This window comes from Microcoleus sp. PH2017_28_MFU_U_A, from assembly GCF_020738035.1.
Taxonomy (GTDB): Bacteria; Cyanobacteriota; Cyanobacteriia; order Cyanobacteriales; family Microcoleaceae; genus Microcoleus.
In genome coordinates this window covers 25,600-40,202 of the sequence record NZ_JAEQCX010000040.1, presented here as the reverse complement: position 1 = coordinate 40,202, position 14,603 = coordinate 25,600, and the positions used below count along the sequence as shown (strand labels likewise).

At 45.4% G+C, this 14,603-nt stretch carries 9 protein-coding genes; 4 read left to right on the top strand and 5 right to left on the bottom strand.

Going from position 1 to position 14,603, the window contains the following annotated elements; all coding sequences use genetic code 11:
- Nucleotides 1–30: 30 nt before the first annotated feature.
- On the bottom strand, nucleotides 31–936 hold the full coding sequence (locus JGK14_RS08640; RefSeq protein WP_293195829.1) for an Rpn family recombination-promoting nuclease/putative transposase: 906 nt from the start codon (nucleotides 934–936) through the stop codon (nucleotides 31–33).
- Nucleotides 937–1,167: 231 nt separating this feature from the next.
- Nucleotides 1,168–2,748, bottom strand: coding sequence for a photosystem II high light acclimation radical SAM protein (locus JGK14_RS08635; protein ID WP_325314968.1), 1,581 nt, complete (start codon nucleotides 2,746–2,748; stop codon nucleotides 1,168–1,170).
- 375 nt (nucleotides 2,749–3,123) lie between these two features.
- Here JGK14_RS08635 and JGK14_RS08630 point away from each other — a divergent pair, with 375 nt between their 5' ends.
- Both JGK14_RS08630 and JGK14_RS08625 read left to right on the top strand, forming a co-directional pair.
- Nucleotides 3,124–3,513: a DUF1830 domain-containing protein gene (locus tag JGK14_RS08630; RefSeq protein ID WP_293210231.1), complete on the top strand. Its 390-nt coding sequence runs from the start codon at nucleotides 3,124–3,126 to the stop codon at nucleotides 3,511–3,513.
- Nucleotides 3,514–3,995: 482 nt separating this feature from the next.
- Nucleotides 3,996–4,580 (top strand): hypothetical protein, encoded by a 585-nt coding sequence (locus tag JGK14_RS08625; RefSeq protein WP_293210233.1) that lies wholly within the window; start codon nucleotides 3,996–3,998, stop codon nucleotides 4,578–4,580.
- 180 nt (nucleotides 4,581–4,760) lie between these two features.
- Here JGK14_RS08625 and JGK14_RS08620 read toward each other — a convergent pair whose 3' ends face one another.
- Nucleotides 4,761–5,408: a calcium-binding protein gene (locus JGK14_RS08620; protein WP_293190312.1), complete on the bottom strand. Its 648-nt coding sequence runs from the start codon at nucleotides 5,406–5,408 to the stop codon at nucleotides 4,761–4,763.
- Nucleotides 5,409–5,913: 505 nt separating this feature from the next.
- Here JGK14_RS08620 and JGK14_RS08615 point away from each other — a divergent pair.
- A complete protein-coding gene (locus tag JGK14_RS08615) occupies nucleotides 5,914–6,813 on the top strand; it encodes an AfsR/SARP family transcriptional regulator (RefSeq protein ID WP_293195836.1) in 900 nt (299 codons plus the stop codon).
- A gap of 5 nt (nucleotides 6,814–6,818) precedes the next feature.
- On the opposite strand, the gene JGK14_RS08610 is transcribed toward JGK14_RS08615, so the two are convergent.
- Nucleotides 6,819–10,496, bottom strand: coding sequence for an NB-ARC domain-containing protein (locus tag JGK14_RS08610; RefSeq protein WP_293176400.1), 3,678 nt, complete (start codon nucleotides 10,494–10,496; stop codon nucleotides 6,819–6,821).
- 470 nt (nucleotides 10,497–10,966) lie between these two features.
- On the opposite strand from JGK14_RS08610, the gene JGK14_RS08605 reads away from it, so the two are divergent.
- Nucleotides 10,967–12,331, top strand: coding sequence for a calcium-binding protein (locus tag JGK14_RS08605; protein WP_293176402.1), 1,365 nt, complete (start codon nucleotides 10,967–10,969; stop codon nucleotides 12,329–12,331).
- A gap of 139 nt (nucleotides 12,332–12,470) precedes the next feature.
- Here the strand turns inward: JGK14_RS08605 and JGK14_RS08600 are convergent, their stop codons facing one another.
- Complete coding sequence (locus JGK14_RS08600; RefSeq protein ID WP_293176404.1) at nucleotides 12,471–13,547, bottom strand: DUF3474 domain-containing protein; 1,077 nt, start codon at nucleotides 13,545–13,547, stop codon at nucleotides 12,471–12,473.
- Nucleotides 13,548–14,603 lie beyond the last annotated feature (1,056 nt).

Below are 14,603 nucleotides of genomic sequence, written 5' to 3'. Positions count from 1 at the left end.
AAGATACGCAAGGCGCACTCTGACTTTTTACTATCGATCGCCCATTTCCTGCAACCAACTCACCAAATCTTCCGCGCTATTGAAATCAAGCACAGCTTCTGTCAAAGTATCGATTCGATCGCTAGATAACTGTGCAATTCTAGATTTAATTGACTCATCCAAAGTTTCCAGCTTTCGTTCCAGCAAACGAATCACAGTATTAATTTGACCCCGCTGAGCTCCGGTTTCTAAGGCTTCTTCTATAGACCTTTGCTGATCTTGCAGATAAAAGACCTGTGCTTCCAGTTGATCTAATTCTTTGCGGCTGAGGTTCACGGTATTAGCAATACCAAAAGCTTGCTGAATCGGTGCAGTTGTTTCCAGCGATTCTGGAACCATTTCCAAATTCGGTGCTTCTCTGATAAAATAAATCCACTTGTCAGCTAGAGATTCTAACTCATCAACAGACTTATTAAATTTTGGTAACTCCACAAAAATTAGCGTCATTGTCGGACAGATATAATCAAAATGTTCTTCCTCTTCTTTAAAAGAAAAACGCGAAATAATTTTATTGGTGTTTTCAAACAAAATAAAATCCGTAATTGTGATGGCAATTACTGGGTCTAAACTGAAGTAGCCCTTGCCCCGCGTGAGTTGATTTCCGTAAGCTTTCGCTGCATTGTAGGCAATCCGTTTTTCAAAGGCTTTAACATTCAAAACTTGCATTTCGATAATCACGATCGTCCCGTTATCTAGGGTTGCTTTGACATCTAAATACGAGTCTTTCAATCCCACAACTTCTCCGGCTTGATACGGATCGATCATTTGTAAATCTTGAATTGTGGGATTGCCTTGATAAATCAGACCGTTGAGAAAGCTAATCAGAATAGGTTTACTTTCTGCGGAAGCAAATATTCTTTTAAATGCAAAATCCGTTCTGGGGTCGATAAAAGTCATGATGTTTATCTCCTATTTATGATTCTGTTTTCCAAGTGTTGACAATGTGAAAAAATTAGGTTCGTAGTAAGGACTTTAGTCCGGTTTGTTTTAATTTCCGAAGGACTGAAGTCCTCACTACGAACCTTCTTGAAGGACTAAAGTCCTCACTACGAACCTTTTTGTCGTAAAGACTTTAGTCCGGCTTATCTTAATTTGGAAGGACTGAAGTCCTCACTACAAACCAGGAAATCAACGAACAGCAGTTAACTGTTTGTCTTTGATTTCAACAGGTGCAGTCAAAGCTGCTTCCAAATCCGCACAGCCGAGTTTTTCCTCCAAAATCGCCATCACTTCGCGGCCGAAATCATTGGAATTTCGCTGCCAAGCTTCTAAACAAATTTGTCCGAAAAACGAGCCCAAAGGTTCGGGATTCCACAGCAGTTTGCGCGCTGTCCAAGGCATCAAACTCATCGGGTCGTAACCGGGTTGCAGAATATCTTTTTTGAAGGCGTATTCTTCTAAAATTGTGTGCGGCTGCAACCCGATAAAGAAAATCGCTGGTTCTACTTTATCGACTCCGAAAATTCGCTCTAATTCTCGGTGGTAAGCAATAGTTTGGCGGATGGTTTCAAGAGTTTCGTCAATGACGTTGAATGAATAATTTACCGAAACCACATCGTTGTAACCGGCGGCTTTTAAATCGCGGCAATTTTGCAAAACTACGCGCAAGTTGTAGCCCATCCGCATTTTGCGAACCAGTTCCTGGGAACCGCTGGTGATGCCGATTTCAAAGTAATTCATTCCCGTTTTTACCATCAAATCGCACAATTCGGGTGTGAGATTGTCCGCACGGATGTAAGCAGCCCAGTGGATGTCACTCATGCCGTCGGCGATGATTTTTTGCAATAATTCGATCGCATCATCGATGAATTTGCGCGCCGGGATAAATTGAGCGTCGGTAAACCAGAAATTGCGGATACCTCGATCGTACAATTGGCGCATCTCCGCCACCACCTCATCCGCCGGATTGATCCGCACTTGCTTCCCTTCAATCACCGTATAGATGCAGTAACAGCAATTGTGAGGACAGCCGCGCTTGGTTTGGACTCCGAGGTAGAAGTCCATATCCTGTAGATAATAGGAAAATTCTGGCCAAATGCTCTCGATGTAGTTATAGTTGCAAGCAGTTTTCTCGATGTTGGCTGGCTTTTCGTGAATTAGTCGATCGCGCGGTACAGTTTCTCCTACTACATAACACCTTTCCTGTGCCAAATCTTCGCCTTTAATCAACTTCTCCAGCAAAGCCTCGCCTTCGCCCACCGAAACCACAGTCCCGGCCGGCAAGCTGCGGCCCAACTGCTCGTAAAACACGCTCACAGCACCGCCACCGACGACTGCACGAGCGCCTGGATGGTATTTCCGGGCCCGCTTCAATCCGCGCTTAAGCAGTCCCAGATTGCGCCAGAGTTCGGTGTAGTAGGACGTGGCCAAACGCAATCCTCCGAGAGCTCCCCGGAACTTGGTTAGGGGATTTTTGGCGTAGTAAAACTCGAAGGCATTTTGCAGCGGATTTCCGCCTCTACCGCCCACGGGCGCGTAAATTTGAATGTCCCGCCAAGAGAAAACTAACAGCGTTGGCCTAAACTCATCTACGATCGCATCCAAACCTTTAGCGTAGTCGAGGGGCGGCACTGCGCCTAAGTCGAAAATCCGCTGTTGGACATCGGGAAACAGCTTGTGCACGTGATCCGAAAGGTACACAACTCCGATCGGGAAAATGGGATTGCAAGGGAGGCGAACGTACAAAACTCGGTTTTCTCGGCTTTCCATGATTGCCATATCCTAATGTGGAACTTTTTTAACTATGTTTATATTCTTTTAATATAACTTTACATTCAATCTAATTTTCGCAATTTAATATTAAATATTCTTAAATTTTGCTAAGAGGCTTAAGGGTGAGCTGGTGGGTGTCGATGGGCGATCGCAGCAGAAAAAAGTTAAATTTTAAGCAAATACAGCGTATATTGACCGAAAATCGCCGGAAAAAGTCAAAAATTTGGTATTTTTTTGGGTAAAGACAAGTATGAGGTGCGATCGGTCTCTCATCTGTTATTCAGTTGGTAGTCGGCTTTACAGTAGGCCGGGATCGCAAGATGTTAGCCTGAGAAGATAACTAAAACTTTTAGGCAAAGCCCCTCAGCATTTATGGCTCAAATTCTTGACCCAGTACCCTCAGACGCCGACAGCAAAATTCTCTGCTGCTACGTCAACGCCACGAGTCAAATTCAGATTGCTCGCATCTGCAACATTCCTAACTGGTATTTTGAACGAGTGGTGTTTCCCGGACAGCGTTTAGTCTTTGAAGCGATGCGGGCCGCAGCATTGGAAATTCACACCGGGATGATGGCCAGTGCAATTTTGTCGGATAAAATTCCTTGCGATCGCTTGCAGATTAACGAAGGCCCTTATTCAAGCGTCAATCCTAGCAGATCCCGAGGCAAAGCTCAGGGCGATCGCACCATGATGGCCGGCCGCCCCAAATCCCGAGAAATCTCAGAACCTTTGACAGTACCCGCATTAACAGCCGTTGATTAATATAAGTTGTGAGTTTTGAGTTATAAATTGTCCGTTAATTGATAACTGGGCACTCAAGATTCCAACTCCTGCAAATCGGTAAAAACTCAACAGTTAAAAATCAAAGTTTCTGAATAGAATTTTAGCTCGAAAGTCAACAGTGCAAATATAGTCATGTTTTGCATATTTGCCTGAGTATTTGTAGGGTGCGGATCCATCAACAATCCCTCCCATTTAATCGACTTTTCGAGTGGCGACGCACCTTATACCATTTCTTTCAAGTATTGGTACATAATTATTGAGTTTGTTTGCTCGACTATTCAAAAGTATAGGTGCGTCGCTATTAGACGAGCGATTTTTATTTGGGGATTTTTAATGGCGACGCACCCTACGGCTCAAAACTTCATGAATATAGCCGATACCCGTGCTGCATCAATGATTTGATTCGGGTTCTGCAACTGTCAACTGTCAACTGTCCACTGTCCACTGCTATAATTTCAGCCATGTCAGCAGAACCGATCGCACTTTCGCCATCTTCCCCCCCAGTATTTGAGCCGGCAGTATTCCGGCTTTCTCCCCTGATTAGAATCACGCTGTTGAGTTTGTACTTCGCCCTGAGTATTCCGTTACCGTTTCTGTCGGAAGTAACGAAAGCACCCGTTCCGCCCGCTGCACTCTGGGTGGCAATTGCGATCGGCGCAGCGGGCCTTTACGGCGTGCTCAGCGAACGGGTAATCCTCACCGAGGAGGGGATTGAAGTTACCTATCCGAACTGGTTTCCGCGCGTGTTTCGCAGGGGTTGGGATCTTCCTTGGACTGAGGTGAAGGCTCTTAAACCTCGATCGACCGGTCAAGGAGGTTTAGTGTACTATTTTTTGAGTCATGCGGGTGAAGGTTATTTGTTGCCGATGCGGGTGGCTGGATTTGGTAAATTAGTGCGTTTGGTGGAAGCGAAAACGGGTATTGATACTAGAGATGTTCGCCCTTTGTCTCAACCTTGGATGTATCTTATTTTACTTTTATGTACGCTGCTGCTGCTGTTGGTGGATGCGTGGACGATCGCAACTGCGATTAGTCTGAAAAGTTAAGAAATTCAAGTAATAATTGGTAATCGGCAATTGGTAATCGGTCAATCCTGGACGCAACCATCAAAGAAATAGGGGCAACCACGAGTGGATTGCCTCTATAAAACGCTATATGTTGGTGTGTTATATGGCGTCATGCACCCTGCATGACTCGATTATGGATCCTTTATTTCGAGCAGATCCCTAAACGCTAAAGAACGAGGAATTAGGCACATTGATCGTGTCTTGAATAACAGCAATCCGGTTTCCGTTTAACAGAATCTCCGTGTCAAATGCGCTGCCCCCCAGTTGAAGGTCACGATCCTTCCTTAGCGTGTACTGAGACAGACTGCCCTTAATCTGAATCTTGTCGCCCTCACCCGGTGCAAAACCTCGGATCAGCGCGAATTGGTTGGATGCAGTGTAGAAGGCAGTGGAGAAATTGCCAAGCACATAGGTATCTGCACCACCTCCACCAAGAAGATCGTCAACTTGAGAACCAGATTGATTGCCGAAGCCATTCAAGGTGTCATTGCCCAATCCCCCCGTTAGGAAATCTGAGCCCGCCTCACCATTCAAGACATCGTTGCCTTGGCCACCGCTCAACTGATCGTTGCCAGTACCACCGAAAAGTACGTCATTGCCACCATTACCCTGGACGTTATCATTTCCGTTTCCAGCAAAGATTGTGTCATTACCATCGCTCGGCAGGGCTGCACCACCGTTATCACCAAAGATGCGATCGTCTCCGTCAAGACCTTGAATGAAATCGTTTCCTCCAAGTCCCCTGATTGTATCAGCTTGTAAAGAGCCGATCAGATTGTTGTTGCCGTTAGTACCTGTAATATCCATGTTGGGTTTCCTGTTTCTTGTTAATTCAGTCATGTGTAGAACCTAACAAGGCATCGTCTACGCATCGTCCACAGCAGCGTGAATCGATCGTGAATTGGTAAAAATTTCTGGCTTTACTGTTTTGGCTCCCATTGCCAAACTCAGCAATTTTATAAAGATCATCTTTTTCCTCAGTACCTCTGTGGGTACTTTGTATGCTCCTGAATGAATACATACGACTTTTTATGACTTTTTCTGGCTGGCATTGTCAGTGCATTCGTTTAACTTGGGTTTATCAGGTCAAATAAACCCGCTGATACTAATACTATTCCCTAAAACTCATGCAACAGTAAAAAGAGTAGGTTGATTGCCTGAAATCAAGCCAAGGATGCAGAGTGTAGCAAGAGTTTTTAGAATTGGTATCTCCAGCAAAGATAACTGACTCAAACGCACAATTTAAGTTCTGGGAATTGACCCAAATCACACACTATTCACTCAATTAAGTTTTTGTAAGAGGCACAATATTATGACTCGATTAGCGTTAGCATTGCTCGGACAAATGCAAGTAATGGTGAACGGGCAGCCAATCCTGAATTTCCCCTATGAGAAAGTGCGGGCGCTGTTTGCTTATTTAGCGATCGAATCAAGCTATCCCCATCACCGCGATTCTCTGGCTGCGCTGTTGTGGTCAGATCGGTGCGAGTCAAACGCTCGCAGCAATCTTCGCAAAGCCTTATGCACGCTCCGCCATCTGCTAGCAGATTCGACGGTTCACTCACCGCTATTTCTCACCACGCGCAATACGATTCAGTTTAATCCTGCGGGCGAGCATACGTCTGATGTCGCTATATTAACTCAATTGCTTGATGGTCACAGCGAACATTCCTATGCCGGTGGTGAACTCGATCCAGAATGCGTGTCTGATTTAGAACAAGCAGTTGCTTTGTATCGGGGAGCGTTTCTCGATCGCATTCAACTTCCAGATAGCGAAGCTTTTGAAGCATGGGTGATGCTGAATCGCCAACGATTCCACGAATTTGTGGTCAACGCCTGTATGGCACTTGTCACACACTACGAACACCAGCATAACTATCAAAAAGCACAACATTACGTTCAACGGCAGCTTCAACTAGAACCCTGGAATGAATCAGCCCATCAATGTTTGATACGGATTTTGGCACAGTGCGGGCGGCGCACGGCTGCTTTGAAGCAGTACGATCGCTGCTGTCAGATTCTAGAACAAGAATTAGCCACCGAACCAGAACCCGCAACGATCGAGTTATGGGAAGCGATTCGATCGGGCATATTTCCTGACCGGGCGAGTGCAGATTTCGATCGGGTGAATCTACTATCCATCTCTGCGGTTTCTCAGCACTCGGTTCGAGAATCCTTAGCGGTAGTGGGACAGTGCGGACGGCAGACATGATATAACTAATAACTATTCGCAATTTCCACTGCTCCGAGCGCCTTGAGTGTTGATTTTTGAGCATCGGTTATACCCGTGACACCTGCAATATTCATGCCTTCATAAATCCTGGGCGATCGCATATTTCCAACAGATTCTGCCGTCTCCATTTCCCACAGATTAATAGCTCCATCGGCGCTGCCGCTGGCTATGGTCTTACCATCGGGAGAAATTGCGATCGCCCAAACTTCAGATGTATAGTTCTGGATGGTTTTAACACATTCCCCGGAGCACACATCCCACAACTTAATTGTTTTATCGTGACTGCCGCTGACCAAAATTCGCCCATCTAAACTAAACCGCACGCACCAAACTAAAGCTGCGTGACCTTGCAAGGTTTTCAGACATTCTCCAGACTCAACATCCCACAGTTTTACCGTTTTGTCGTCACCGCTACTTGCTAGAATCTTTCCATCTGGGCTAAAAGCAACCGAAAACAGCAAACTGGTATGACCTGAAAGGGTTTTGAAACATTCCCCAGAACGCACATCCCACAATCTCACCAGTCTATCATCGCTGCCACTGGCTAAAATTGTGCCATCTGGACTGAAAGCAACTGACCAAGCACGACAATTATCTGACAGAATTTGGCAGCATTCACCAGTCTGAACGTTCCACAATCGGAGAGTATGAGCATTATCGCTACTTGCCAATGTGCGACCGTCTGGACTGAAGCTAATGGCAAACACGACATTCGGAATGCTTGTACTCCCCTGCATTACCCGCAGCAATTGACCTGTAGCGACATCCCACAAGCGGATAATGCCACGATTACTGCTGCTAGCAAGCATTTGACCATCTGGACTGAAGGCAACCCACCAAACCCAATTTGTATGTCCTTGCAGTGTTTTGCTGCACTCACCAGATTGGACATCCCATAATTTGAGTGTTGTGTCATCGCTACCGCTGGCTAATAACTGTCCATCTGGACTAAAAGCAAGCGATTTAATCCCAGCGCTGTAGCCGTGCAGCGTCCTGAATGATTCTCCTGTTTCCCGATTCCAGAGCGTGACGGTGCAATCTAAGCTACCACTTGCTAGAGTATGACCTTGCGGGTGAAATGCGATCGACCAGATCCAACCGCAGTGTTTCTGCATAATTTTGAAACACAGTCCAGTCGCAACATCCCAGAGTCGAACCGTGCAATCATAACTGGCACTAGCGATCGCGCAACCATCGGGACTAAACGCGACTCCTGCAACAGGATCGGTATGTCCCCGCAAAATCTTTAAACATTGTCCTGTAGAAATCTCCCACAAGCGAACAGTACCATCCCAACTGCCACTGACCAGAGTTTGATTATCTGGACTAAAAGCAATCGACCGAATGATGTGTGTATGCCCTTGCAATGTGTTAATAATTTCCCCTGTTTCAAGCAGCCACAATTTTATAGTTTTGTCGTAACTACAAGTCGCCAAAAGTTTACCTTCGGGACTAAAAATCACCGATGTTACAAAATTGGTATGTCCCTGAAGCGTCTTTAAACATTCACCCGTTGCCACATCCCACAACTTAATTGTGCAGTCCCAACTACCACTAGCTAAGGTTCGACCGTCTGGACTAAATACAACAGAATCCGCCCATCCGGTATGCTCTCTTAATGTTTGAATACACTCACCAGTAGCCAAATCCCATAACTTGACGGTATGGTCAAAAGAGGCACTTGCTAAAGTTTGATTGTTCGGACTGAAAGCAACACGAGCAATCCAACTGGTGTGTCCTTCACAGGTGAGAAAATCTCGATAATCTTGGGTGCGGCAGACTCGAATCTTACCATCCGCATTGCCGACTGCCAAAAAATTACCATCGGAGCTAAAGGCAACAGATACAGCCCCATTTGAATTGCTGGTAAAAACGGATTTAGATAGATCGGAATTGGCAAAGTTCACTCGATGCAAGTTGGTACCAATCAGATAAGCTTGCCAGATACTCAAGTACGAGAAATCATAGTCGCTTAAATTTATTTTTAATTGAAGTAACAGGTTAATCAAATTGCCACCCGCATATCCCACTGAGTTAGGAAATTGCGATCGCATCCGAAACAAAACCTGATTTAGTTGATATTCGACCTCTTTATTAGAGCGGTATTCGCCGATTAGTCGTTCGGCAAACGGTGCTAAAATTAAGCGAGTTTGGCTTTCTCTGACGTAATCTTTAGCCTCGGCTTTAATCAGGGCGTGGGTTATGAATAAATCTAGATTCTGCGACTGAATTTCCCGCTCGAACCGCTCGATCAACTGTTCGGTAACGTACTCCATCACCACAGGTTGCAAGGTGAATTGTCCGGCATTTTTTTCGATCAGCGATCGCCCTCTTAGCGACAACAAAGCATCCAGCAGTTTAGATTGTGAAGGGAGGGAAACAAAATCCGCCCGTAACTCGGCAAGCGTTATCCATTCTCGATCGATCGCCAGCCAATACACGATCTGCTTTTCCAAGTCTGACAAACGACGAAATTGCCCGTCGAGCAGAATATTGATATCTCCAAACGCGATCGCTCCATGCTCCAAAAAGTTGGTAATATTGCCATCAAATAAATCTCGCACGGTTGTGGAGACAATTTTGAGCGCTAGGGGATTTCCGCAATAATGTTGAGTTAAATTTACCCAATCTGTTTCTGTTGTGGAAAAACACCCATTGGCTTGTAAAATATTTTGCACTTCCTCGGAACTTAAGCCTATTAAGGGTAAGGTTCGCACAGGTGAGTTTTCGCCTTCCAACGGCATCAAAGTTGTGGGTTTTTCCCGACTTGTTAATAGCAGACAACTGGAATGCCCTTCGCTTCCCACTCGTGTCAGAAGTTCCCCATATCCCTCGTAACCTTCTCGATATTGTTCTACTATACCTGTGGGAAAACTCTGGTTTGGCAGGCATCCTGCCTGTCTTTGTGCTTCTGGGCTGGATAAATTTGCGGGGGACTTTGCGCCATCATTACTGCCGAGAATTGCCTCAAGGTTATCCAGGATTAAAAGACAGCGTGAGGCACGTAAATATCCCATTAATTGAGAAATTTGAGCCGACAGCGATGTCGGGAGTGCAGTTTCTTGCTGCCCAGAAAGGATTTGAATCAAATTTAACAATACATCTTCAATTGGTGGCGCGTTGCGTAAGGATTGCCAGATCAGGAAGTCAAAGTTATTTTGAAGTGCGATCGCGAGTTTTGCAGCCAGTGACGTTTTGCCAATTCCACCCATTCCAATCAAGGCAACCAAACGGCAGGAGTCGCTCACAATCCATTGTTGCAGTCGCGCTAATTCCTGATTTCGGCCGTAGAATGCGGAGACATCAACGATTTCTCCCCAGTGGCGGTGTGTAGAAAATTCTTGTTGTTGAATTTGCTGTTGCAGTGGCTGTATTTTTTGTATCTCTGTGCTGGATGATTCTACGGATACCTGACGCGCTCGCCGCCCTATTACTGCTTGAAGATTGCTTTTAGTAACCTTTTCTCCAAGTGCTTGACTGAGTAGTTGCCATAACTTGTAACCCACATCTTTTATATAACTAGCATCATAGCCAGCGCTACCAGCAATATCTAAATAAGATAGCCCTTCCCAAGATTGGCGAAATACGATCTCTTGGATGTTGCTCAGAGAAGTTGGCGCGATCGCACTATCTAAAATTTTCAGTGCTTCTTCCACAGTCATGGCTTTACAGCACTCCTAAATTAGTCTTCTGATATCTTGCTTTTCTTATTTTACGTGAGATAAGTTTTCCAGCCCATCTCACAAGAAAAATTAACCTCTTGCAGGTAAGTATCTCGCCTGCCTAGTCTGTGGATGCAAAATCTGAGTCCTCTTACTTTAACAAGATTTTTCTATGTTTTTACAAAAATAGCGATCTCAACATTTATCGCCCGCCAGCGGACGAACAATGGTCATCGAACTTGCCAATCTTAATCGTACTGACTTTTTCAGACTATTTATTCCTGACTTTTTACGGCCTTTTCTTGTCGTCATATCAAAGCTGATTGCTTAACTTGGGTCTAGAGCGAAACAAAACTTGCATTGTACGCAGCAAGAGTCGCTCAATTGTCAATCATTCATTTGGATGATTTTCTTGAGTTTGTAACAAAAGAGAAACATTCAAACCTAAACAAATAAGGAGAAACAAAATCATGGCGATTATCGGAAACCCAACCCCTGGTAACGACTTAATTCTTGGTGATGCAGCGAATAACTTCATCGATGCCCTCGCAGGCGATGATACTGTCAATGGTAACGGTGGCGATGATTCCCTCCTCGGTGGATTGGGCAATGACCAACTTCTGGGTGCAGTTGGCAATGACACCCTGATCGGTGGAGGAGGCAATGACGTTCTCGTTGGGGATATTTTTGGAGGCACGGGCAATGACAGCCTCAATGGTGGTGCGGGCGACGATGTACTTAACGGAGGCTTAGGTGCAGATACTATCGCTGGCGGCCCCGGAAACGATACCTACAGTGTCGGCTCACTTAATGCCACCTTTATCGAGCAGGCTAATGAAGGCAATGACATCGTTAATTCTCCTATCAGCTTCACTCTACCAAACAACATCGAAAGATTGACTTTGGTGGGAACTGCTAACATCAACGGCACTGGCAATGCCCTTGGGAATAGCATTCTCGGTAATGCCGCTAATAACAGTTTGAGTGGCTTAGCAGGGGATGATACAATTAACGGTCTTGATGGCAATGATACTCTCAATGGTGGTGATGGCATTGACATTCTCAATGGTAACAATGGCGATGACATCCTCAACGGTGGTGCTGGTAATGATGTCATCAATGGTGGTGCTGGAATCGATCGAGTCAAGGTGAATGCTGTTGGAAGTAACATCGTGCTGACTAACACCAGCGTGACGGGTGAGGGGGTTGATAGCCTGAATGGAATTGAGAATGCTGAACTGTTTGTCTTCCAAAGTAACAATATTCCCGGCAACATTGATGCTTCAGCTTTTACCTTAGGATCTGTTACCCTCGATGGTGGAATTGGCAGTAACGTCCTCATTGGTGGCAGTGGCAATGACTTTTTGGATGGAGAAGGTGCCAATGACACTCTCACCGGTGGCAGCGGCGATGACACTCTCAATGGTGGATCTGGTAACGATTTGCTCACTGGCGGTGCTGGTGCCGATCGATTCCTTTACGAAACTGGTCGAGCATTTATTGCTTCCGATGTTGGCCTTGATACTGTCACTTCTTTCAGCGTTAGTTCCGACAAATTCGTTCTATCCAAAAAGACTTTCGATACTCTTATCACTGCTGCTGGTGGAACGTTACTCAGTTCGGAATTTGAAGTTGTAGATAGTTTCATCGAACAGTTTTCAAGCAATGCCAAAATTACTTACAATCGTGTAAGTGGCGATTTGTCTTTTAACCGCAACGGTTCTATCCTAGTTGGCGGAGATGCAGAGGGCGGTTTTATTGCGGATCTCAATCCTGGAAACGTAGCGGGTGGTGCTCCTCTGCTGAGTGCTTCAAATATTCGGATTGTGGCGTAGGGAAGTTGTATGGGATTGGAAAAAATGTAAATAAAAGAAACCCGGTTTTATTGCAAAACCGGGTTTTTGAGTCGGAAGAGTTTTAAACAGTGGACAATTGTCAATAGTCAATTGTCCACTATTAAATTAACCTGCTAACTCAATTCGATTTCCGACTGTTAGGCGATTCGTAGTAAACTCCAGAACCTGTATCGGAAACAAAGTGACAATCCCAGTAAGAGCGAATAAAGCTCTTCCAAATGGGATCGGTTGATTTGCGATAATAATCGCCCAACAGTGGCTTGATGGCTTCTGTGGCTTCCTTCAAGTGATAGTGCGGCATTGTCGAGAAGATGTGGTGGGCGACGTGGGTGCCGATGTCGTGATGGATGGAATTGATGATTCCGTAATCGCGATCGATCGTAGATAGCGCACCTTTCAAGAAATACCAGTCATCTCCGCGATACCAGGGAATATCGGCTTCTGTGTGGTGCAGGAATGTTACCAAATCCAGCCACATTACGAAGATTACGTAGGGAACTAGGTAGAACTTCAGTAAAAACAGCCAACCAAATTGATAGGTTAACGCACCCAAAAAGGCTACCATCAATACCAATGATGCGGAACTCGTCAATACGTCCGCTTTTTCGGAAGGACGGAAAATCGGGCTACCGGGCATGAAGTGAGAACCTACCCGATCGGGCGATCGCCGAAACAGATAAATTGGATAAGCAAATAACATCAAATAAAAGCGTCCCAGCTTCTCGTACCAGGGCATTTGATTGTATTTGCTCTCCGACACTGGATACCAGCTTTCATCGTTGTCCAAGCTGCCTGTATTGGCGTGGTGGGTTCTGTGGCTGATCCGCCAACCGTGGAAGGGTACGAGAATGGGTGCGTGGGAAAGGTGTCCGATCAGGTTGTTGAGCCATTTGCTCTTAGAAAATGAACCGTGCCCGCAGTCGTGCCCGACTACAAACAATGCCCAAAACATGGTTCCCTGCATGAACCAGAAGATTGGATAAAATAACCAGGAATCTAGGCTGTAGGCGATCGCGTATAAACCTGCGATAATTCCAAGATCCAAAAAGAAATAAGCTAGAGATCTCCAAGCCGAGGGTTCAAAACAATGGGCTGGAATGGCTGCTTTGACATCACCAAGAGTAAAAGGTAACTCTTTTGTACGAGAGGATGAGCTGGTATTGCTCGGCTGATTGAGAACAGTATCTAATTGCACGAAGTTTCCGATTTAAGCTGACTTGAGAAACCGCATTCCGCCTTTTAACTTTCACTTTCAGCCCGCAAGGAGCCATATTTTTTACTCTGCAAGGGTTTCTAAAGTTCTTTAGTTCCGCATGAATCGCCCGCCCGCGATTCTCAAGCAAGTTGGCTTGTAGAATATTTGTGTGGGGAGATTTAGCGCGATCGACCCTGTTATCTGAAAAAATCCTATGTGTCCGTTGTTGGTACGAAATGCGACTTCAATTTGAGATCGCACTTTCTGGAGAAACTATCTCCAGTTCGCAGGTAGCATACAACATTTCCAGCAGGTATTGTCAACGAGAGTGTAGGTTGAGCCGATCGATTTTAGATTGGCGATTTTAGATTCAAGGACAAATCTCAAATCCGAAATCTCAAATCGGAGTCTTGGGTTTCACATCAAGCTCTACCTCAATACGCTTGGGCTAACACTGTTTATTGCCCGGAGATCCCCCTCGCATCCCCCTTAAGAAGGGGGACTTTGAGAAGATTCTTGTCCCCCCTTTTTAACGGGGGTTAGGGGGGATCTGTCTTAAACCAAGCCTATTGAGTTCTACCCAACTGATCGCTCCCTACAGTTCACAAATTCTGCCAGAGTTGCTAGAGCTAAGTTAATTTAACATTTCTACACACACTCTGGCAATGACTTACCAGAAAATTTTTTTCAATCGACAAATCGCGGAAAGCGAGCTAAGTAGATGAGTATGAAAATACACAAGTATGTCCGAAGAGAGCGAAACGAAGTGAAGCGAAGCATAAGCCCTAGCCCTTTCAGGGCGGCTTCGCCAACGGGCAGGCACGCGGCTACGCAGGGGTTACGGTTGCTTTACGTTCTGTTACATGAACCGATTTATTTACACCCACCTACTTACCCAAAAACGGATAGAAGCGCTAAACAATCGTCGCGAATACAGCAGAGTTTTAGACTAAAGTTTTAGATATCAGATTCACTGTGCGAGCCGTGTGAATCTAAAATCTAAAATCTAAAATCTAAAATCTAAAATCTACTGACTGGCGATCGCTTTCTCGCTGT